At 43.3% G+C, this 19,456-nt stretch carries 22 protein-coding genes, 1 tRNA gene and 1 pseudogene; 14 read left to right on the top strand and 10 right to left on the bottom strand.

Going from position 1 to position 19,456, the window contains the following annotated elements; genetic code table 11:
* Positions 1-58: 58 nt before the first annotated feature.
* Positions 59-454 carry a hypothetical protein gene (locus tag H6G48_RS16875; protein WP_242034673.1) on the bottom strand — a complete coding sequence of 132 codons (396 nt, stop codon included), beginning with the start codon at positions 452-454 and terminating at the stop codon, positions 59-61.
* 185 nt (positions 455-639) lie between these two features.
* On the opposite strand from H6G48_RS16875, the gene H6G48_RS16870 reads away from it, so the two are divergent.
* The 3 genes from H6G48_RS16870 to H6G48_RS16860 are packed head-to-tail and all read left to right on the top strand — an operon-like array spanning position 640 to position 2,103.
* The gene (locus H6G48_RS16870; protein ID WP_190722592.1) at positions 640-813 is read left to right on the top strand and encodes a hypothetical protein; all 174 of its coding nucleotides are present in this window, start codon (positions 640-642) and stop codon (positions 811-813) included.
* Positions 767-1,291 (top strand): hypothetical protein, encoded by a 525-nt coding sequence (locus H6G48_RS16865; protein ID WP_190722591.1) that lies wholly within the window; start codon positions 767-769, stop codon positions 1,289-1,291. The genes H6G48_RS16870 and H6G48_RS16865 overlap by 47 nt, the downstream gene beginning before the upstream one ends.
* Positions 1,291-2,103 carry an urease accessory protein UreD gene (locus H6G48_RS16860; RefSeq protein ID WP_190722590.1) on the top strand — a complete coding sequence of 271 codons (813 nt, stop codon included), beginning with the start codon at positions 1,291-1,293 and terminating at the stop codon, positions 2,101-2,103. The genes H6G48_RS16865 and H6G48_RS16860 overlap by 1 nt, the downstream gene beginning before the upstream one ends.
* Positions 2,104-2,124: 21 nt before the next feature.
* Here the strand turns inward: H6G48_RS16860 and ispE are convergent, their stop codons facing one another.
* Both ispE and rsmA read right to left on the bottom strand, forming a co-directional pair.
* Positions 2,125-3,066, bottom strand: a complete 942-nt coding sequence (gene ispE, locus H6G48_RS16855; protein ID WP_190722589.1) for a 4-(cytidine 5'-diphospho)-2-C-methyl-D-erythritol kinase — start codon at positions 3,064-3,066, stop codon at positions 2,125-2,127.
* A gap of 17 nt (positions 3,067-3,083) precedes the next feature.
* Positions 3,084-3,890 carry a 16S rRNA (adenine(1518)-N(6)/adenine(1519)-N(6))-dimethyltransferase RsmA gene (gene rsmA, locus H6G48_RS16850; RefSeq protein ID WP_190722588.1) on the bottom strand — a complete coding sequence of 269 codons (807 nt, stop codon included), beginning with the start codon at positions 3,888-3,890 and terminating at the stop codon, positions 3,084-3,086.
* Between the two features lie 124 nt (positions 3,891-4,014).
* On the opposite strand from rsmA, the gene crcB (H6G48_RS16845) reads away from it, so the two are divergent.
* Together crcB (H6G48_RS16845) and crcB (H6G48_RS16840) are read left to right on the top strand one after the other, a co-directional pair.
* Positions 4,015-4,404 carry a fluoride efflux transporter CrcB gene (crcB, locus tag H6G48_RS16845; RefSeq protein ID WP_190722587.1) on the top strand — a complete coding sequence of 130 codons (390 nt, stop codon included), beginning with the start codon at positions 4,015-4,017 and terminating at the stop codon, positions 4,402-4,404.
* 146 nt (positions 4,405-4,550) lie between these two features.
* Positions 4,551-4,955: a fluoride efflux transporter CrcB gene (gene crcB / locus H6G48_RS16840; protein ID WP_190722586.1), complete on the top strand. Its 405-nt coding sequence runs from the start codon at positions 4,551-4,553 to the stop codon at positions 4,953-4,955.
* A 176-nt stretch (positions 4,956-5,131) separates the two neighbouring features.
* On the opposite strand, the gene hpnA is transcribed toward crcB (H6G48_RS16840), so the two are convergent.
* A complete protein-coding gene (gene hpnA, locus H6G48_RS16835; protein ID WP_190722585.1) occupies positions 5,132-6,118 on the bottom strand; it encodes a hopanoid-associated sugar epimerase in 987 nt (328 codons plus the stop codon).
* A 146-nt stretch (positions 6,119-6,264) separates the two neighbouring features.
* Between hpnA and H6G48_RS16830 the strand changes: the two genes are divergently transcribed.
* A complete protein-coding gene (locus H6G48_RS16830) occupies positions 6,265-8,799 on the top strand; it encodes a glycogen/starch/alpha-glucan phosphorylase (RefSeq protein WP_190722584.1) in 2,535 nt (844 codons plus the stop codon).
* A gap of 85 nt (positions 8,800-8,884) precedes the next feature.
* Here H6G48_RS16830 and H6G48_RS16825 read toward each other — a convergent pair.
* A tRNA-Asp gene (locus tag H6G48_RS16825) sits at positions 8,885-8,958 on the bottom strand.
* A 218-nt stretch (positions 8,959-9,176) separates the two neighbouring features.
* On the opposite strand from H6G48_RS16825, the gene H6G48_RS16820 reads away from it, so the two are divergent.
* Complete coding sequence (locus H6G48_RS16820) at positions 9,177-9,392, top strand: hypothetical protein (protein ID WP_002761575.1); 216 nt, start codon at positions 9,177-9,179, stop codon at positions 9,390-9,392.
* A gap of 23 nt (positions 9,393-9,415) precedes the next feature.
* Positions 9,416-9,928 carry a TolB family protein gene (locus H6G48_RS16815; RefSeq protein WP_002782737.1) on the top strand — a complete coding sequence of 171 codons (513 nt, stop codon included), beginning with the start codon at positions 9,416-9,418 and terminating at the stop codon, positions 9,926-9,928.
* A gap of 7 nt (positions 9,929-9,935) precedes the next feature.
* On the opposite strand, the gene H6G48_RS16810 is transcribed toward H6G48_RS16815, so the two are convergent.
* Positions 9,936-11,279, bottom strand: a complete 1,344-nt coding sequence (locus H6G48_RS16810; protein ID WP_190722583.1) for a DUF3370 domain-containing protein — start codon at positions 11,277-11,279, stop codon at positions 9,936-9,938.
* Between the two features lie 418 nt (positions 11,280-11,697).
* Here H6G48_RS16810 and moaA point away from each other — a divergent pair, with 418 nt between their 5' ends.
* Positions 11,698-12,687 carry a GTP 3',8-cyclase MoaA gene (gene moaA / locus H6G48_RS16805; protein WP_190722582.1) on the top strand — a complete coding sequence of 330 codons (990 nt, stop codon included), beginning with the start codon at positions 11,698-11,700 and terminating at the stop codon, positions 12,685-12,687.
* Positions 12,688-12,691: 4 nt separating this feature from the next.
* On the opposite strand, the gene H6G48_RS16800 is transcribed toward moaA, so the two are convergent.
* The 4 genes from H6G48_RS16800 to H6G48_RS16785 form a co-directional block, all read right to left on the bottom strand.
* Positions 12,692-12,877 (bottom strand): PCP reductase family protein, encoded by a 186-nt coding sequence (locus tag H6G48_RS16800; protein WP_002771508.1) that lies wholly within the window; start codon positions 12,875-12,877, stop codon positions 12,692-12,694.
* A gap of 114 nt (positions 12,878-12,991) precedes the next feature.
* Positions 12,992-13,579, bottom strand: coding sequence for a Uma2 family endonuclease (locus tag H6G48_RS16795; protein ID WP_190722581.1), 588 nt, complete (start codon positions 13,577-13,579; stop codon positions 12,992-12,994).
* 80 nt (positions 13,580-13,659) lie between these two features.
* Positions 13,660-13,806 (bottom strand): PCP reductase family protein, encoded by a 147-nt coding sequence (locus H6G48_RS16790; RefSeq protein WP_190722580.1) that lies wholly within the window; start codon positions 13,804-13,806, stop codon positions 13,660-13,662.
* Positions 13,807-13,907: 101 nt separating this feature from the next.
* Complete coding sequence (locus tag H6G48_RS16785; RefSeq protein ID WP_190722579.1) at positions 13,908-14,495, bottom strand: Uma2 family endonuclease; 588 nt, start codon at positions 14,493-14,495, stop codon at positions 13,908-13,910.
* 225 nt (positions 14,496-14,720) lie between these two features.
* Here H6G48_RS16785 and ftsY point away from each other — a divergent pair, with 225 nt between their 5' ends.
* The 5 genes and pseudogenes from ftsY to H6G48_RS16760 form a co-directional block, all read left to right on the top strand.
* The gene (gene ftsY / locus H6G48_RS16780) at positions 14,721-16,055 is read left to right on the top strand and encodes a signal recognition particle-docking protein FtsY (protein ID WP_190722578.1); all 1,335 of its coding nucleotides are present in this window, start codon (positions 14,721-14,723) and stop codon (positions 16,053-16,055) included.
* 94 nt (positions 16,056-16,149) lie between these two features.
* Positions 16,150-16,950: a metal ABC transporter ATP-binding protein gene (locus H6G48_RS16775; protein ID WP_190722577.1), complete on the top strand. Its 801-nt coding sequence runs from the start codon at positions 16,150-16,152 to the stop codon at positions 16,948-16,950.
* Between the two features lie 39 nt (positions 16,951-16,989).
* Positions 16,990-17,406, top strand: coding sequence for a DUF3119 family protein (locus tag H6G48_RS16770; RefSeq protein ID WP_002761589.1), 417 nt, complete (start codon positions 16,990-16,992; stop codon positions 17,404-17,406).
* A gap of 81 nt (positions 17,407-17,487) precedes the next feature.
* Complete coding sequence (locus tag H6G48_RS16765; RefSeq protein WP_190722576.1) at positions 17,488-18,771, top strand: DUF3086 domain-containing protein; 1,284 nt, start codon at positions 17,488-17,490, stop codon at positions 18,769-18,771.
* Positions 18,772-19,137: 366 nt separating this feature from the next.
* Positions 19,138-19,365, top strand: a pseudogene (locus H6G48_RS16760) (zinc ribbon domain-containing protein); the annotation flags it as partial.
* Between the last annotated feature and the right edge of the window lie 91 nt (positions 19,366-19,456).

Genomic DNA, 19,456 nt, shown 5'->3' with positions numbered 1-19,456 from the left:
ATCTAGGGCTTGCTGAAAATTACTGAAAGCCTTACTAGAAAACGGTTTTGCCACTTTTTTAGGCAAAAAAGTGCCAGAAACAAACGTTGAGAAATCGATAATCTTCTGACTTGCCACCTTTAATAAGGAAGGCTGTCGTCTTGATGTGCGACGGATCGGAGCTTTGCCAAGAAGACGAATCCCTTTTAAAATAGCATAAACCCACTGCATTTCTGGAGGTAAATTTAGCGATGAATTTCCAGGTATATTTGACTGTCGCAGCAAGGTAGTATTGCCAAGAATAGCAAACAAATATTGGCTCACCATTATTATTAAAGCTTGTTAGTCCAAATTCGGTTTTCCAGAGAAGTTCTTGATCTCCATCAATATACTGACAAGAATCATTCCAAGAAAAGGAACTATCCTCGGAATTATCGTCCGTGGTATCATCTACGTCTGTGTCTAGATCGTCCATAGAAAAGGGGATGATTACCTCATACCTGTATCCTAAGCACCGGTTAGTCGGTGTTAGAATTTCAACCTGCAAAATTGTGGGAATGCTATCTGATCTTCCCTCAGTTTTCTGGGCTGGCGGCTGACGATCGCCGATGAAGACCACTTTTAGCAGTTTTTCCCTCGATAATTTAGGATAAAATAAAAATGCGATCGAGAGTTAATATTATGGCCCGATCGGCAGCTCAAGAATCGATGATGATTGAGCTTAATGATCCCTTAACTCTAGCGAACGCTATTATCCTGATTTTCCGAGCGCAAAAATTCCCCCAAAATGCTTACTCCTCTCCTCTGGCAAAGTGCCAATCCCCACCCCGATAATCTGGAGAATTTCCAAATTATTAGCCAATGGTGGCAAGATTTAAATCTTAAGGAAGTCTTCTGGCAACAGCGTTTAATTCCCGATACTGGCTCTCTGGAAGATATTAATTGGGAGCGGCAAGGTTTTGATGAAAAATTTAGCATTCAAATGCCCCAAATTCGTGGGATTACCCTCTATTGGCATAAATCTACTTTTGCTGACGAAAGAAGCATGACACCTAAACAATTAATTTTAGATCGGGAACAGGAGCAGTTATATATTTATCCCCAATCCCAAGCTAGTTTAGTTATTCGGGTGACGAAACCCCATCTGGTTTATCAAAAATTCGAGCTAAAAAATCCTCTCATGGTCGGCAAAAAAGCGGCAAGTGAATATATTTTACTGTTCAGGGATAAAGAACAGCAAATAGAAGTTAAAATTAATCTCAGTCCCGAAAATTATCGGCAATTTCTAGAAACCATGACCGAGGATCAATAATGTGGCAGGGAAACCTAGAACTAATTTACAAGCAAAAAAATCTCGCAACCGAGATTAATCACCTCTATGCTACCGCCCCTTTAAAAGTACAAAGACCTTTTTATCCCGAGGGAAAAAACCTTTGTCACACGGTGATTTTACACACGGCGGGGGGAATAGTTGGGGGTGATGTTCTTCAACAAAAAATTCATCTCCAAGCCGCTACTAATGCCCTGATTACCACTGCTTCTGCTGGAAAAGTTTACCAGAGTAATGGTCAGATGGCACAGCAATTAATCGAGATTAAAATCGATGACAATGCCGGTTTAGAATGGCTACCCCAAGAAACAATTATCTTTAATGGTGCAGCATTTCGCCAACATTTGCGAGTGGATTTAGGGGAAAATAGCAGTTGGTTGGGATGGGAAATTACCCGTTTTGGTCGCAGTGCGCGAGGGGAGAAATTTTTAGCGGGAGAATGGCATTCTAATTGGGAAATTTGGCGATCTGGACAACCTTTATGGCTTGATCGCTCCTGCCTGTTGGGTGGTAAAATGATCGAGGGATTTTCTGGTTTAAATGATAGCGCCCTGATCGGTACTTTAGTTTATATCGGTCAACCAGTGGGAAGAAATTTAATTGAGAAAGTGAGAGATTTTTCCCTAGAAGGGGAGATGGGAGTTACTAACACTTTAGGAGATGGTCTTTTGTGTCGTTATCGGGGTAATTCTAGCGGTGAAGTGCGACAATGGTTTCAGCAGGTTTGGCAAATTTTAAGGCGAGAAATGAGCGATCGAGAGGCAATTATTCCGCGAGTTTGGTTGTCTTGGTAAAGGCGGTTAATTGTCATTTTCTCAAGTCACTTGAATGCCTGTATCGGTGATTGGAGCTATCCAAAATTGTAGATCGGGAGCGACGAGAATTTCCCGGGCCTCTTTAACGATAGTTTCCGCCACTTCCTGAGATGAACAGAGAGTAAAAACCGTCGGGCCAGAGCCTGACATCATCGTTCCCAAGCCGCCTAAATCGCCCAGAACCTGTCTTAACTCGGCTACGAGGGTAAATTCGGGTAAAACCACCTTTTCGAGGTCATTGTGGATAAATTTGCCGATAGCGGCCGGTTTTTTCTGGGCGATCGCTTGTACCAAAGCCCCAGAACTCACCTGCTGACGACGGTGATGAAATTCCTCTGGAGAAGACAGATAGGTATCTTGAAATTTTTGCCGATAGCTTTGGTAGGCCCAGGGTGTAGAAACGGATAAATGATCGTATTTGGCTAAAATCACCCATAATCCGGTTAGAGGAGCGATAGGATCGAGAATTTCTCCCCTTCCCGTACAGATAACCGTTCCTCCTGTCACACAAAAGGAAGTATCGGAGCCCAATCTTGCCGCCAAAGTTTCTAATTCCGGACGGGTTAAGCCTAATTCCCAGATTAAATCGATGCCGACTAACACCGCCGCCGCGTTGGTGGACCCCCCCGCTAAACCGGCAGCCACGGGAATATATTTGTCGATGCTGATATCGATGCCGCCGTAATTGGCAAAGATGCGGGGGAATTCCCTCGCCATCAAAGTGGCGGCGCGATGGGCGAGATTACTGCTATCTTGGGGGACGAGGGGATGATGGCAAAAGAGACGGAATTCCTGCAATCCGTTGGGCCGGAGAGTGATGCGATCGCATAATGCCACCGTCTGCATCACCATCACTAACTCGTGGAAACCATCGGGGCGATCGCCAACGATTTCTAGATATAAGTTAATTTTAGCGGGGGCTAGAAGGGTATAACTGTGCATTTGTCAAGAAAAAAAATCTAAAATTTTGGCAATTGACCTAATTTTTCCGCCAAGTCAATCCATTGCGATAAACTGAGATCTTCGGCGCGAGCGAGGGGATTAATCTCTAATTGTGTCAGGATTTGGCTTAATCGATCGCTATCTAGATAATTTTTTAGATTATTGCGTAACATTTTGCGCCGGTTGGCAAAACCCCAGCTAATTAAAGTGGACAAAAAGGCAGCATTACTGACATTTTTCGGCAAAACACGGGGTAAAAGCTGAATTACCGCCGAATCAACCTGGGGAGGTGGGGAAAAAGACCGCCGGGGGACATCACAAATCCATTGACAATCGGCAAGGTATTGAATGCGGACGCTCAAAGCACTGTAAGCTTTGGTGGAGGGGACAGCGACTAATCTTTCGGCGACTTCTTTCTGGACTAAGAGGGTAATACTCTGGTAAGGGGGGGTGAAGGGATGGGCGATCGAACCGAGCAGCTTTTCCAGGATCGGACCGGTGATATTATAGGGAATATTAGCCACTACCTTATTAACTGGCGGCAGTTGCTCGGGTTTAAGGGTAAGAAAGTCGCCTGGGATGAGATGAAAGTTATCTTGTTGGCCAAATTTTTTATTTAAAATTGTCCATAGATCTCGATCGATTTCTACAGCGACAACCAATTGAGCGCCATCGAGAAGACGACGGGTTAAAATGCCTGTACCCGGACCGATTTCTAATACCCGATCCTCTGATTGTAAATTAGCGGCGCTGATGATGCGATCGAGTATCGATTCATCTTTTAACCAATGTTGTCCAAAACGTTTACGCGGTTGAGTTTTCATCCCTTTATTTTAAAGTCAGAGGGTTGTCCTCAACAATAACACCCCTGAAAATATCGGCCATGCGATCGATAACCGCATCAATTATCATAGAGCCTAGGCAAAGATAGCAAAAAAATTAGAGACAATGTCAGATTTGAACGATGTTTTCGCAATTGTAGCAGGAGCGGTTCCGGGGGCGTTATCTCGTTATCATATTACCGAATGGACAAAAGCAAAATTCGGCTTGCGCTTTCCCTATGGAACCTTTATTATTAATTTAACTGGCTGTCTAGCTATCGGCTTTTTTTGGGCTATTTTACCCAGTGTTCCCTTTTATTCCCACCAACTAGATTTAATGGTGAGAACGGGATTTTTAGGAGCTTATACCACCTTTTCTACCTATAGTTTAGATATCCTGATCCTCTGGCGCAATCAACAAAATTTTCTCAGTCTTGTTTTTGCCGTTGCTAGTATCATTTTCGGATTGATTGCCGTGAGAATCGGGGCAGCCATTGCCCAAGTTTTTCTAGGTTAAGTAGGTAGGCGTTAAAAACTATCAGATGCCCCCCTTATCAAGGGGGGATTAAGGGGGGATCGAACCTAAAATCCATTTTTTAATTTAATTATAACCAGCTACTTAATTCTCCAATTTATCTACTATTTAAGGGCAGGACAGACAGCATGAATTTTTTCAGGGGACGTTATAGTTTATTCGTGGCGATTGGGGCTATTTTTGGGGCTTTGAGTCGTTTTTATATCGGAGAATTAATTACAAGTATTTTCGGTCAAGAATGGGGATTTTTAGGAACATTTTTTGTTAATCTTTCTGGCTGTTTAGTTATTGCCTATATCTTTACTATGGTTAGGGAAAATATTCGCATAATTGCCCCAGAATTAGGATTGATGATTGCCACGGGTTTTTGTGGTTCCTATACAACTTTTTCCACCTATAGTTTGGAAGTCAACAAGTTTTTAGAGCAGGGAAACATGACTTTCGGTTTAATTTATTGGCTCGGCAGTGTTTTTGGGGGGATGATTGCGCTTAAAATTGGAGTTATTTTAGCAAGAACAGGTTTTCCTAGATGAATTATTAAATAGATTTTGCGTCTGATCCCCCCTGTCCCTAGGGTTGATTCATAGTAGGGTTGATTCATGAATCAACCCTACTACCTTGATAAGGGGGGTGTCTGACAACTTTTAACACCTAACTACTTAAGCATTTCAGCACAATTGAGACCATCTTTTTCCCTTCCTACTCAGTCTTAATAAGTAATGTCTCCATTGGTTTGAAACCAATCGATAGCATCAGCTAAAGCTTGTCTAATCGGCGATTGCGGTAAGCCCAGTTCTTGCACTGCCTTCGAGGAATCGTAGTACATGGACTGTTTTGACATTTTCACGCCATCAAGGGGTATAGAGGGCGATTTTCCGAAGACAGGAAGAACTTTTTCATCCAGCCAAGCTATTAGTAAAGGAATCCAAAAAGGTAAAACAATTTTCGGGGCATTTATGCTGGTAATTTCGGCTAATTCTGTCAACAAAGTTTTTAAAGAAGTGTTTTGATGACCTAAAATATATCTTTCGCCAGTTCTGCCCTTTTCTAAAGCTAATAAATGTCCCCAGGCCACATCGCGCACATCAATTAGATTTAATCCCGTATTCACATAAGCGGGCATTTTTCGCCGCAAAAAACGGAGAATAATGTCGCCAGTGGGTGTAGGCTTAAGATCAAAGGCTCCTATGGGCGTACTAGGATTAACTATAACGATATCCTGTCCTCTTTGCACTGCTTTCAATGCTTCCTGTTCTGCCCAATACTTTGATTTTTTATAATAACCCACCAATTGATGGGCGGGACTTTGATAAGTTTCATCGACACTTTCACCCTTTTTACCCACTCCAATAGCCGCCACAGAACTGGTATAAACTATTCTGGCAACTCCCGCTAAATGCGCCGATTCTAGCACATTTCTTGTACCTAAAACATTGTTTTGGTAGAGTTGATGTCTATCCTTTTGCCAGAGAGAATAGTGCGCCGCTACATGAAAGAGAACTTCGCATCCGACCATTAATTTAAATAAGTTCTCATCATTTAAATTACCCCGGACAATTTCCACGTCTAAACCCCGCAAATTTCTGAGATTACTCTGGGGACGGACGAGGACGCGCACTTGGTAGCCTTCGACTAAAAGCAATCGCACTAAATTCGCCCCGATAAAACCCGTTCCACCCGTCACAAAAGCACGCATTGCTCAAACTTTCCCCTGTTTTCACTTCCTATTAACTATGTCATTACTATACCTTAATCTTAGTCAAGATTTAAGCTTTTCTTGATACAATTTCAGCGCGGGTTATCTTAGACTAAGAGCAGCCAATCTTCAGTAAAAACACTCCTATGGATACATCTCCAGACACGAGTTTTGTTTGTCCGATTATCATCGAAGATGACAGAACGGGATTAGACACAGAAACTATCCGACGGGCTTTAAGGGATAATTTACTCTATATTCAAGGTAAATTACCGGAATTAGCCAGCAAAAACGATCTTTACATGGCCCTAGCCTATACCATCCGCGATCGTTTATTGCAGCGTTGGTTAACCACCCAACAAACCTATCTAAAAAAAGATGTCAGAACCGTTTGTTATCTCTCGGCCGAATTTTTAGTCGGTCCCCATTTGGCTAATAATTTAATTAATCTCGGTATCTACGAACAGGTCCAGAAAGCTGTCAGCGAATCGGGATTAAAACTAGAAGAATTAATTGCCCAGGAAGAAGAACCGGGGTTAGGAAATGGTGGTTTAGGTCGTTTAGCTGCCTGTTATTTAGATTCCCTTTCTACCCTAGAAATTCCGGCTATTGGTTACGGTATTCGCTACGAATTTGGTATCTTTGATCAAGAAATTCACGACGGTTGGCAGGTAGAAATAACCGATAAGTGGTTACAGTATGGAAATCCCTGGGAAATTGCCCGACCGGAATCATCGGTAGAGGTAAAATTTGGCGGTTATACCGAATCCTATACCGACGAAAATGGTAATTATCGCAGTCATTGGATTCCCGATTATGTAGTCAAAGGAATTCCCTACGATACCCCAATTCTCGGCTATCGAGTTAACACCGCTAATACCATGCGTCTCTGGAAATCAGAAGCTTGTGAATCTTTTGATTTTGGTCGCTTTAATCGCGGCGATTATTATGGTGCGGTGGATAATAAAGTTCACTCGGAAAATATCAGTAAAGTTCTCTATCCTAACGATGAACCAATTCAAGGCAAAGAACTGCGTTTAGAACAGCAATATTTCTTTGTTTCCTGTTCCCTACAGGATCTGATTCGTATTCACTTACATGAGAACCCCAGTCTCGATAATTTTCATCAAAAATGGTCAGTACAATTGAATGATACTCACCCTTCCGTCGGGGTAGCCGAGTTAATGCGCTTGTTAATTGATGTGCATCATTTCGATTGGGATAAAGCTTGGTTTATTACTCAAAATACCTTCGCTTACACCAATCATACTCTTTTGCCAGAAGCTTTAGAAAAATGGCCTTTGAGTATTTTTGGTCGTCTTTTCCCCCGATTAATGGAAATTATCTACGAAATTAACTATCGTTTCTTGGATAAAATTCGCATTATTTATCCCCATGATGATGGCAAAATGTCCCGTTTATCTATAATCGATGAAAGCGGCGAAAAATACGTCCGTATGGCTCACCTTGCCTGTGTGGGTTCCCAGGCAATTAATGGGGTGGCAGCCCTCCATACAGAATTACTGAAAAAAGATGTTCTGCGCGATTTCTATGAACTCTTTCCCGAAAAGTTTAGCAACAAAACCAATGGAGTTACTCCCCGGCGCTGGATAGTTTCTAGTAATCCCCGCTTGACTTTTGCCATTACCGAAAAAATCGGCGAAAATTGGATTAAACATCTGGAGGATTTACGCGGTTTAGAAAACTATGTGGATGATGGGGTATTTCGGGACTATTGGCGACGAATTAAATACGATATTAAGGCAGATTTAGCCAATTATATCGCTAAAAAAGTCGGCATTAAAGTTGATCCTAGTACCCTCTTTGATGTGCAGGTAAAACGCATTCATGAATATAAACGGCAACATCTCAACGTTTTACATATCGTCACTCTCTATCATCGTCTCAAAAATAATCCCAATCTCGATATTACCCCCCGTACCTTTATTTTCGGTGGTAAGGCAGCCCCGGGTTATTTTATGGCAAAATTAATCATTAAATTGATTAATTCTGTGGCAGAAGTGATCGATAATGATCCGACGATTGGAGGACGTTTAAAAGTGGTTTTCCTACCCGATTATAATGTCACCTTCGGTCAACGGGTTTATCCAGCTGCCGACTTGTCTGAACAAATTTCCACCGCCGGGAAAGAAGCTTCGGGAACCGGTAATATGAAATTCTCCATGAATGGGGCCTTAACTATCGGCACTCTCGATGGGGCAAATATCGAAATTCGTGAAGAGGTGGGAGCGGAAAATTTCTTTCTTTTTGGCTTGACAACCGAGGAGGTTTATGCTAAGAAAGCCGCCGGTTATAATCCCCAAGAATACTATTACCATAACGAAGAATTGCGGGCAGTATTAGACCTCATTGGTTCGGGATTTTTTAGCCGGGGTGATAGTAGTTTATTCCGTCCGCTCGTGGATAATCTTATCTACGATGATCCCTATATGTTACTGGCCGATTATCAGTCCTATATCGATTGTCAGGAAGGAGTCGGTCACGCTTATAAAGATCAAGAACATTGGAGTCGTTTAGCGATTCTTAATGTGGCCCGCATGGGAAAATTCTCTAGCGATCGATCGATTCGGGAATACTGCGAGGAAATCTGGCGGGTACAACCGGTAAAGATTGAATTACCCGATTATATTCAAGCTAATGCCGGTTTATCGGTAAATTAGAAGAAATCTAGGCAGTAGGATCGTGTTTATTTACCCTACTGCCCACAGGTTAACTGGCCCTGGGCGACTCTAATCTAGATTTCTACGGGATTGACGGGGCTCGAACCCGCAACTTCCGCCGTGACAGGGCGGTGCTCTAACCAATTGAACTACAATCCCATTTTTGCCACATTTCTGATTGTAACTTCATCATCAGGGTTATGTCAAGCACCTCTGGGAAAATTTTTTTGAGGGAAGTGGGGAAGTGGGAAACAATTCATAACTGGGTTTTTCAAGTTGGATTGGGATCAATCCTGAATTAAAGCCAAAAAATCCCATGGTAGAGAGGGATCCTCTTTACCATGGCATTGTAATTAAGCTTGTTGGGAGCCTGAGCTATGACTAACCCGAATTCGATCGAACAGCTATCGCAAGAATTACTCGATCTAGACCAAGTAGATGCCGATACTGGGGCAGATTTGCGGCAAAAAGCCCAAGAAATCCTCGCTGAAACCACTATTGACCTGCCGATTCGAGAAGCGATCGCCGATAGTCTCAGTCAAGGCAATCAACTACTTACCCTCAAAACCGTCGGCAAGGAAGAAAGTTACTAGCACATTTGGGGTCAAAAGTCAAGATGAAAGAAAAAAATTTTTTTGTCTGGCTGGGGCGATTTTTGGCCTCTTTTGGGCTGTTATCGGGGATAAGTGGCTGTAATTCTCCTCTTTTGATCACTCCTCAAGTTCCCGCCGGTGGTTTAAATAGTTTTGCTCCCGATCAATTCCCCAGTTATAGTGCTGATGGTCGCTATTTAGCCTTCGCTTCCGATCGCTCCGGTCGTCGTAGTATATATTTATTCGATCTGCAAGAAAAGCGCCTAGTTAATCTTCCTAACCTAAATCGTGGCGATTCTAGCCAAGATCAGCCATCTCTGAATGCTGACGGTCGTTTAATTGCCTATATCTCCAGCGAACGCGGTAAAAGTGATGTCATGGTTTATGATCGTTCCCAGTCCCGTGCAACCCTGTTAACCGCTAACCTGCGAGGAAGCGTCCGCAATCCCACCATTAGCGGTGATGGTCGCCAAATTGCCTTTGAAACCAACCAAGACGGTCAATGGAATATTGCGATCGTTAACGGCCAATTTTAAACTTGTTCTACTCGGTCTTAATCGTTAAAACCTGCGGAGGAGTCGCATCTGGTGGATATAAAAAATTTACCTGTACTATATGCCAATCCCCGGGAGGAATAGTCAGAGTCACTAAAGATTGCCCCTCTTGTCCGCGTCTTTGGACGAGATGGAAAAATCTGCTTTGTGCCTGTCCTTGGTCATCGCTATAATTGACGGCTACTGTTCCCCGAAAAAACACTTGTGGGGCAGCCGGATCGAGAAAACGCAAACCCGGCCCAATAACATTCTCTTTAATCGGTGTTTCTAGCGCAATAGTCACTGTTTTCGCCTCATCACTTCGATTAAATAGAGGTAAACTTAACCTATATTCCACACCGTAATTACCATGAGCTTGATAGGCCGTATCGGGATAGCGAACTAACATACTAGCACTTTGATTTTGTTCCGTTCCCAATTTGCCCCCGGGTAGGGTGCTAATCCCATAGGCTATAGATTGACCAGAATCAGGAATATTTAACCATAAAGAAGCTCGATCGACCAATCGGGCTGGCCAAGCTGAACCTTGGGACACCCCCGCTACCCGTCCATAAATTATCTGTCCTTGACTATGGGGAGGAGTGGGCGCTCGATCCCGCGGAGTCGATAAATTGCCTTTTTCTAGCAAATTTTGCCACTCTGTCAGATTTGGTGGTCTTTCCTGCCCATTTTCGTCTAAGGGTGCATAAAGAGCTAAACTAGCAGCGTAGAGAAGACCGTCACTTTCCAGACGGAGATAAGTGGACCTACCGTTTAAAGGGGGAGTCAAATCGCGCACGGGAATCGCCGCATTTAAGACCATAACACTCTCCCCCGCCGGAATAATAATCCTATCGGGAAAAATATCCTGACGCTGCCCCATTAAAATATCCCCCATTACCCGACTTCCCGGCCCAGCAAAAACCGTCCCCTGATTATTTTCCACTTGTGCGGGTAAATCGATAAAAGCTGCATCGGGTTGACTCAAATAACTAGCTCCTTGCAGAATTTTAACGGTCACGGGATTAGAACTAGGATTGTGGAGTAATATACCCAGATAAAGGCTGCGTAAATTATCGGGAAAACTCCCCCTCGCTATATGGTGGGCAAAAATATCAAAGCGTCCCTGAAAAGCATAATTTAAATGGGCCGAGGGAAAACTTTTCTCTTGGGGGGGAAAAGTCGAAAGCAAAATCCCTTCTCCTAGCAATAATTCGGGACTATTACTATTAAAAACGGGAACTTGATCTAGTTGATTCGGTAAAGGACGCACCTGCACCGGTCGAATTATTTCTACAATAGGAGGAGTTTGGGCAATGGGTAGTAAAAAAGGTAACATCACACAAATTACCATCTCAAGATAATTATTTTTTGATCATAGCATTACTGGCTCGCTCAATTTAGATAGTATTCTGTTTGTCTATATCTAGAGGATTGGTTAATATTTCTTGCTGGTGTTAAGTAGCTGGTTATAATTAAATTAAAAATCGATTTTAGGTTCGATCCCCCCTGCCCCCCTTGATAAGGTAGGGTTGATTCATGAATCAACCCTACCCTTGATAAGGGGGGTGTCTGATAATTTTTAACGCCTACCTACTTAAGTACAATCAAGAAAAATTATCAAACTTACCAATCTTTATTTGCTCTTGCCATTGAGCAAATCTATTGTCATCATAGACTAAAATCTAGATGTAGCCGATGTCTAGATATCGATCGAGCCGGAATTGTTATGATAAATTCATGAAGTTTTATAACGGTATTTGCCCGTGAACATGAACCAAATCGACTATCTCAGGATTAGTTTAATCGATCGCTGTAACTTTCGCTGTCAGTATTGTCTGCCTGAGGATGCAGAATTGGCCTATGTTCGACCGCAAGATTTACTCACCCGGGAGGAAATTCTTACTTTAGTCAAAAATGTCTTTATTCCCCTCGGTTTCCGCAAATTTCGCCTTACTGGTGGGGAACCTCTCTTACATCCCGAAGTAGTGGAGATTGTGCGCGATATCGCCTCTTTATCTGCTACTAGCGATTTAGCCTTGACCACCAATGGCTATTTACTTGACAATTTAGCCGAAATGTTGTATGAAGCCGGACTAAGACGGATTAATATCAGTTTAGACTCCCTCGACCCCGACACTTTCGATAAAATTATCGGTAATCGCGGCCGGAGTCGTTGGCAAAAAACTTGGGCAGGTATTCAAGCGGCCCAGAGAGTGGGTTTTGACCCCTTAAAATTGAATGTGGTGGTAATTCCGGGGATAAATGAGGCAGAAGTGGAGGATTTAGCGGCTTTGACCATCGAGAAGCGTTGGCACGTCCGTTTTATCGAGTTTATGCCCATCGGTAACGGTGATTTATTTCAAGAAAAAGCTTGGATCGCGAACGAGGAATTAAGGGGGCGAATTCGGGCAAAATGGGGCTTAAATGAGGGTCAAGTGCGGGGAAATGGTCCAGCCGATGTTTTTCAAATTCCGGGGGCTAAGGGTACAATTGGCTTTATCAGTCAGATGTCGGAATGTTTTTGCGATCGCTGTAACCGCCTACGTCTCTCGGCCGATGGTTGGTTGCGTCCCTGTCTCCTTAACGAAACCGGACAAATTGACCTAAAAACCGCCCTCCGTCAGGGAATTTCGCCGGCAGAAATCAGGGAAAAAGTCCAGAAATTAATGGAACTGAAAGCAGAAATAAACTTTAAACTGCGTGATTCTGGCACATCAAGCGGCATTTATACCCGTACTATGTCCCAAATTGGCGGCTAAAAATCTACTGTCCGAATTCTACTCTAGCCTGTTCTACCATTTCCACGGTAACTCGATCGGAACCGGCATGACGAGCTAATTCTTCTATCCTTTGACGCGCTTGGGAACGAACAAAATAGGGAATATTTTTTAGTTTTGCTTTTGCTTCTGCGGTCCATTGTAGTTGATCGGAAAAATCTAGAGCTTCCATAGATTTAACATATAGTAGTCCGTCTATTATACCAAAAAAGATTAGCTATTCATTGCCAAGCTAATTAAATGATGAGTTTCTTGACAGCGACTCTTTTTCACCTTTCTTTTAATTTTAGGTTTCTGCTAGGTCGAAATTGACTCTTTGATATAAATCTTGAAAAGAAATCTGCCAATCCACCGACACCAATTGTAAAACCGCATTTTCCCCCGTGACGAAATCAATTAACCATTGATCATCCTTTTGTTTATAGTAACGTTCCACACTATAACTAGATTGTTCGATCAGAATATATTCCTGAAAAGTTGGCAGAGAACGATAGAATTTAAACTTATCCCCTCGGTCATAAGCTTGGGTAGAATTAGAGAGAACTTCGACAATAATTAAAGGATTGATCACGTTAGATTGACTATTACCTTGATAGAGAGGTTGACCTTTAATCACCATCACATCGGGATAGGTGTAAATGCTATAATCTGACAGCCATAAACGCACCGTTTCCATGTAGGTATAATAATCTTGATTATTGATAGTCAGAGGAAATCTTCGATAGAAGTTTCCAGCAATCTGATTGTGATTAGTGGTAGCTCCTACCATTGGGATAATTTCTCCTTGACGATATTCATTTTTATCTTCGGACGTTTCCTCCAGAGCTAGATATTCTTCGGGAGTATAATATTTAGTTTCGGTAGTGGTTAACATTTTTGACTCTCCTTCCTATTCTATTTTCTAGGATACAGCATTTCCCTAAAAAGAGATAAAGTTATCCTTGAGCAAGGTTATCAATTGAGTTGTTCGGAAAAGTGTATTTTCAATATCTCAGTAATCCGCTGACGCGCTTGGAAAAGAACAAAATAGGGAATATTTTTCAGTTTTGCTTTTGCTTCTGCGGTCCATTGTAGTTGATCAGAAAAATCTAGAGCTTCCATAGATTTAACATATAGTAGTCCGTCTATTATACCAAAAAAGATTAGCTATTTTGAGATAATTAGTTTCTTGATAGCGACTCTTTTTCACCTTTCTCTTAATTTTAGGTTTCTGCTAGGTCGAAATTTACTCTTTGATATAAATCTTGAAAAGAAATCTGCCAATCTACCGACACCAATTGTAAAACCGCATTTTCCCCCGTAAGGAAATCAATTAACCATTGATCATCCTTTTGTTTATAGTAACGTTCCACACTATAACTAGATTGTTCGATCAGAATATATTCTTGAAAAGTTGGCAAGGAACGATAGAATTTAAACTTATCCCCTCGGTCATAAGCTTGGGTAGAATTAGAGAGAACTTCGACAATAATTAAAGGATTGATCACGTTAGATTGACTATTCCCTTGATAGAGAGGTTGACCTTTAATCACCATCACATCGGGATAGGTGTAAATACTATAATCTGACAGCCATAAACGCACCGTTTCCATATAGGTATAATAATCTTGATTATTGATATTTAAGGGAAAATTACGGCAAAAATTTAGACAAATCTGATTGTGATTAGTGGTGGCTCCTACCATTGGGATAATTTCTCCTTGACGATATTCATTTTTATCTTCGGATGTTTCCTCCAGAGCTAGATATTCTTCGGGAGTATAATATTTAGTTTCAGTAGCGCTTAACATTTTTGACTCTCCTTCCTATTCTATTTTCTAGGATACAGCATTTCCCTAAAAAGAGATAAAGTTATCCTTGAGCAAGGTTATCAATTGAGTTACTCGGATCATATTTTTTGCTTAATCTCTGGCAAAAAATGCTGAGAAATCCACAATTAAAAATATAACTATCAAAATTGCTCACGCCAAGGGTTAAAATAAACTAGATAAATAGTTTTATGTTTAGTTTCTCCTATGTTTAACTGGTTCCGTCGTCAGAAAGTCCAACCCGAACAAGAACAAGCACCCCCTGCACCCGTAGAGGAAACCCCCAGCGAGGCAACCAGTCAGGAAGACTATTTAGATTGGGCCAAAAAAGCCTTTAAAAATATTCAAGAGAAAAAAGCCACGGCCGAGGCCGTCGTGAGCGAAACCCCTGAAACATCCATTGCTGAAACGGAACCTCCGCAAGAGCAAGAACCAGTTAAAGAAGAAGAAACCGAGGATAATACCCCCGCATGGCTGAAAAAATCCGATCGCCTCGAAATTCTCAAAGAAACCGCCATCGAAACCCCTACAGAACCAGATGAGGACTTTATCTGGTCCGCCAAAGTTTTAGCCAATCAGGGACGACAAGCAGAGGACGTTTCGGAAGAAGAAATCACTTGGTTAAAAAAATTGCGTCAGGGTTTAGGCAAAACGCGCCGCAGCTTGGTCAATCAGCTTAAGGCCGTGGTCGGTCAGGGTCCCCTCAATCAAGACGCGGTGGAGGAAATCGAAGCTTTATTGCTTCAGGCCGATGTGGGGGTAGATGCCACCGATTATATTATCACTACCCTCCAAAATAAGCTAAAACAGGAAGCTTTGCCCCCCGAAAAAGCGATCGAATATCTCAAAGAAATTATCCGCGAGATTTTAGATGCACCTTTAGCCAATTATAGCAACCCCGGTTTTGAGCCAGAAAAAGGCAAATTAAATATCTGGATGCTCACAGGAGTTAACGGAGTCGGTAAAACAACGACTATCGGCAAATTAGCACATTTATCTAAACAATCTGGCTATAGCTGTATAATCGCCGCTGCCGACACCTTTCGCGCTGCTGCCGTGGAACAGGTGAAAGTTTGGGGAGAGCGATCGCAAGTTGAAGTCATTGCCAACCCGGGCAAAAATACCGACCCAGCCGCCGTGGTGTACGATGGTATCGAAGCCGCTAAATCCAGGGAGATAGAATTACTCTTAGTGGATACGGCGGGAAGATTGCAGAATAAAAAGAACTTAATGGCAGAATTAAGCAAAATTCGCCGCATTATCGACAAAAAAGCCGAGAGTGCCGTGGTGGAATCCCTTCTAGTTCTCGATGCCACTTTAGGACAAAACGGGCTGCGACAGGCCGAGGTTTTCTCGGAAGCTGCCCAATTAAGCGGCGTGATCCTGACTAAAATCGATGGTACAGCTAAAGGGGGTGTTGCCCTTGCCGTAGCGCGTCAGCTTAACCTACCGATTCGCTTTGTCGGTGCTGGGGAAGGAATCGAGGATCTGCGGCCCTTTTCCAGTTACGAATTCGTGGAAGCTTTACTGAGTGGCGATTAATCTCACCCCGCCTATCTTTCATAATCTTTTCATGGTTGCTTCATAATTGTCTCATTTTTAGCTATGCTAGAACTGGAGACTCGGGGTAACAACTATGCAAAGGACAATTACAGTTAGTCATCTAGGAGTATATTATCGCGGCGTGGAAGCCCTACGGGATATCACCCTGAAAATTCATCCAGGACGATTAACCGGTATTATCGGTCCCAACGGCGCGGGCAAAAGTACCCTGATCAAAGCCATGCTAGGATTAATTCCCGTACAACAGGGAAGCGTTAACTATCAAGGGCAATCTCTACAGGAACAACTGGATAAAGTCGCTTATGTTCCCCAAAGATCTCAAATCGACTGGACCTATCCCGTCACCGCTTGGGATGTGGTAATGATGGGGAGAGTCAGAAAAACCGGTTGGTTTCGTCCTTTTTCCCATATTAGTCGTCAACAGGCTTTAAATGCCCTAGAACGGGTGGAAATGGCTGATTTACGCCATCGTCCCCTCGGTCAGCTGTCGGGGGGACAACAGCAAAGAGTCTTTTTAGCCAGATCTTTGGCCCAAGAAGCGGAGATTTTCTGTTTTGATGAACCTTTCGTTGGGGTAGATCAAAAAACCGAGGGCATCCTTTTTAATATCTTTGGTGAGTTAGCCCAAGAAAATAAAATTGTCCTGGTGGTTAACCATGATTTAGGCGAATCTATCACCTATTTTGCTGATTTAATCCTCTTAAATAAAGAATTGATCCTCGCCGATCAACGGTCTAAGGTCTTAACTGATTTTAATCTCCGGCGCGCCTATGGGGGTAAAGTCTCCTTCTACGATGCCATGACACCACTAGATCATCCCCGATCGAGTCTCGATTATTTCGATCGCCTCTCGAAAAACAATGCGATAAACTAGAAGCGAAGATATTTTGGCTCACTGCCGATAGGGACACCGATGAAAACTATTTCCCCGCAAGAAGTAACAGGAACGATCGAACTGGCTCCTAACTATCGAATTCCCCTGTTTTTGGTAATTTTATCGCTGCCTTTACTCTTTTTACAGGTCTGGCTCGGAATAATTTTCTCCCTGTTAGGGCTATTCTTGATGTTCCAGACTACCCGCATTCGTCTCCAGTTTACCCCCACTTCCCTAGATGTCTATCTGTCCGGGCAACAAATTCGCTCCTTTCCCTACCAAGAATGGCAAAATTGGCGTATTTTCTGGAATAAAGTCCCGATCCTATTTTATTTCAAAGAAATTAACAGCATTCATTTTTTGCCCATTATCTTTGACAGCGCAACCCTGAGACTGTGCCTCGAAAAATACTATCCTTTAGCAGCATCGCCAGCGATCGACTCAGAAGCGAACTAAGATTGAGATAAAATAAAATCTAGCTAATAGCGTCTTAATTGCCTGCCTTGGCCCTTTGTTCGCTCTGCATTTCTAAAGCCGATGAATTCAGAAGATTTTAATGTTTTACCCCTTGACAAAATGACAGACTTACCCAATGAATCTGTCGAAGACTTTAGTTTTGACGATCTCTGGAACGATCGCCCGGTAGAGAATCCCCTGCCATCGGCAATCGCCCCCGAAGGCGAATTAGTTCCCGCAGCGCAGGCGCAACCTCTACGGGCAGAAATCGAGGCTCTAGAACGGCAAAAACAGAGCCTAGCGGCAGAAATATCGGCATTAAAAGCGGAAAGAGAACGCTTGATCGCCGAAGAACTAGGGGATATCAAAGCTCAAATCGAAAGAATGCTCAAGGAAGGCGTAAAAGACCTAGAACAACGCAAACAGGCTTTAGAATTGGCGATCGAACAGTTAGAACGCCGTCGTGAGCGTATTCGGCAGGAAATGCGGAGTAATTTCGCCGGAGTCTCCCAGGACATAGCCGTGCGGGTTCAGGGATTTAAAGACTATCTGGTGGGCAGTTTACAGGATTTGGCTGCGGCTGCCGAACAGTTGGAATTACCCCGTTTTGAAACCCCCGAAAAATCCCCCCGCTCCGTGGAACCTCCCCTGCGGACCGAACGGGAGGAAAACCCGCGCCCATCCCGTGGCAGTAAAGGCCGGGATGATCGGGAAGAAAGTCCCCGTCCCCCCCGCACCAGTAACCAAGGCCAGGATAATTGGCAAGAACCCCGTCGTTCTAACCGTTCGGGTTATGAATCGGAACCGGTGGGACAATCTCCCCCTAGACAGGGCTTTTCTGAGCAAAATCAGCGCATCCAAACTCTTTTAGACCGTTATCGCAGTCGTCCTGACTATTACGGTCCCCCTTGGCAATTACGGCGCACTTTTGAACCAATTCACGCCGAACGGGTGCAACAGTGGTTCTTTAAACAGGGGGGCCGGGGTACTGTTCGCGGTATGGGCAGCCGTCTCCAGAATATTCTGGTGGCTTCGGCAATTATCTCGATTATGGCGGAATTACAGGGCGATCGCTTCCGTTCTCTAGTTCTGGCTAATAGTCCCGAACGTTTAGGCGAATGGCGGCGCGGCCTCCAAGATTGTCTCGGCATTTCCCGCGCCGATTTTGGACCAGACCGCGGCATCGTTCTCTTTGAGTCTCCCGAAGCTTTAATTCAAAAAGCGGAACGTTTAATCGAGGATAAGTATTCACCGCTCATTATCATCGATGATACCGAAGAACGGCTCAATTTCGCTCTTTTACAATTCCCCTACTGGTTAGCTTTTGCCCCTGAACCCCAACAAAGTTCTAGTTATTGGTATTAACTAATTAGGGTTGGCTGAAAATTACTGGAAGCCTTACTAGAAAACGGTTTTGAGACTTTTTTAGCCAAAAAAGTGCCAGAAACAAACGTTGAGAAATCGCTCCGAGGGACTCAAAACCCTTGCACTTTCCGGAGACGAACGCAAAGGGTTCCGCTTCCAGGCACGCCAGGTCATTCTGTTATTCTGACTTCCTCTCCTGTCTCGGAGTCTCCTGTCTCCTGACTCCTAATGGGACTTAGGCGTTTTCGGTCAGCAAAAAAGGCTCAAACCATTACGGGACAAAGGGTTAACCTCGATTTATGATTTTCCTTGATCTATCTGGGTTTCAGCGATTTTGGGCTTCTCGAAGTAAATCCCAAGCGGGGAGTGGTTGAGAATTTAGCCGTCAAGAATATGGTCAAAAACCCGAAATTATCTCAGGCAATATCTGATGTAAGCTGGGGTGAAATCACTAGACAATTAGCCTACAAATGCCGTTGGTATGGGAGAAATTACATCGAAATAGATAGATGGTTTCCCAGTTCTAAAAGGTGTAGTAATTGCGGGTATATTGCCCTTGAAAATGCCGTTAAGAGAATTACAGAGAATGATTGATCCTATAATAATGGGAAAATCCTCAGAGTGAGGAACTCGCATGAAACCAGCATCCCTGATTCAACTAACCGATAGTCTGAAAGCCCTTTAT

Origin of the sequence: Microcystis flos-aquae FACHB-1344 (assembly GCF_014698375.1) — a bacterium.
Lineage (GTDB): Bacteria > Cyanobacteriota > Cyanobacteriia > Cyanobacteriales > Microcystaceae > Microcystis > Microcystis aeruginosa.
Note: the sequence above shows the minus strand (reverse complement) of the source record. Positions and strands in the feature narration are given on the sequence as shown.

Excerpts from the sequence above, each read along its gene's own strand:
- H6G48_RS16875 (WP_242034673.1), bottom strand. The coding sequence starts at position 454 with ATGGACGATCTAGACACAGACGTAGATGATACCACGGACGATAATTCC.
- H6G48_RS16870 (WP_190722592.1), top strand. The coding sequence starts at position 640 with ATGCGATCGAGAGTTAATATTATGGCCCGATCGGCAGCTCAAGAATCG.
- H6G48_RS16865 (WP_190722591.1), top strand. The coding sequence starts at position 767 with ATGCTTACTCCTCTCCTCTGGCAAAGTGCCAATCCCCACCCCGATAAT.
- H6G48_RS16860 (WP_190722590.1), top strand. The coding sequence starts at position 1,291 with ATGTGGCAGGGAAACCTAGAACTAATTTACAAGCAAAAAAATCTCGCA.
- ispE (WP_190722589.1), bottom strand. The coding sequence starts at position 3,066 with ATGCACAGTTATACCCTTCTAGCCCCCGCTAAAATTAACTTATATCTA.
- rsmA (WP_190722588.1), bottom strand. The coding sequence starts at position 3,890 with ATGAAAACTCAACCGCGTAAACGTTTTGGACAACATTGGTTAAAAGAT.
- crcB (WP_190722587.1), top strand. The coding sequence starts at position 4,015 with ATGTCAGATTTGAACGATGTTTTCGCAATTGTAGCAGGAGCGGTTCCG.
- crcB (WP_190722586.1), top strand. The coding sequence starts at position 4,551 with ATGAATTTTTTCAGGGGACGTTATAGTTTATTCGTGGCGATTGGGGCT.
- hpnA (WP_190722585.1), bottom strand. The coding sequence starts at position 6,118 with ATGCGTGCTTTTGTGACGGGTGGAACGGGTTTTATCGGGGCGAATTTA.
- H6G48_RS16830 (WP_190722584.1), top strand. The coding sequence starts at position 6,265 with ATGGATACATCTCCAGACACGAGTTTTGTTTGTCCGATTATCATCGAA.
- H6G48_RS16820 (WP_002761575.1), top strand. The coding sequence starts at position 9,177 with ATGACTAACCCGAATTCGATCGAACAGCTATCGCAAGAATTACTCGAT.
- H6G48_RS16815 (WP_002782737.1), top strand. The coding sequence starts at position 9,416 with ATGAAAGAAAAAAATTTTTTTGTCTGGCTGGGGCGATTTTTGGCCTCT.
- H6G48_RS16810 (WP_190722583.1), bottom strand. The coding sequence starts at position 11,279 with ATGGTAATTTGTGTGATGTTACCTTTTTTACTACCCATTGCCCAAACT.
- moaA (WP_190722582.1), top strand. The coding sequence starts at position 11,698 with ATGAACCAAATCGACTATCTCAGGATTAGTTTAATCGATCGCTGTAAC.
- H6G48_RS16800 (WP_002771508.1), bottom strand. The coding sequence starts at position 12,877 with ATGGAAGCTCTAGATTTTTCCGATCAACTACAATGGACCGCAGAAGCA.
- H6G48_RS16795 (WP_190722581.1), bottom strand. The coding sequence starts at position 13,579 with ATGTTAACCACTACCGAAACTAAATATTATACTCCCGAAGAATATCTA.
- H6G48_RS16790 (WP_190722580.1), bottom strand. The coding sequence starts at position 13,806 with ATGGAAGCTCTAGATTTTTCTGATCAACTACAATGGACCGCAGAAGCA.
- H6G48_RS16785 (WP_190722579.1), bottom strand. The coding sequence starts at position 14,495 with ATGTTAAGCGCTACTGAAACTAAATATTATACTCCCGAAGAATATCTA.
- ftsY (WP_190722578.1), top strand. The coding sequence starts at position 14,721 with ATGTTTAACTGGTTCCGTCGTCAGAAAGTCCAACCCGAACAAGAACAA.
- H6G48_RS16775 (WP_190722577.1), top strand. The coding sequence starts at position 16,150 with ATGCAAAGGACAATTACAGTTAGTCATCTAGGAGTATATTATCGCGGC.
- H6G48_RS16770 (WP_002761589.1), top strand. The coding sequence starts at position 16,990 with ATGAAAACTATTTCCCCGCAAGAAGTAACAGGAACGATCGAACTGGCT.
- H6G48_RS16765 (WP_190722576.1), top strand. The coding sequence starts at position 17,488 with ATGAATTCAGAAGATTTTAATGTTTTACCCCTTGACAAAATGACAGAC.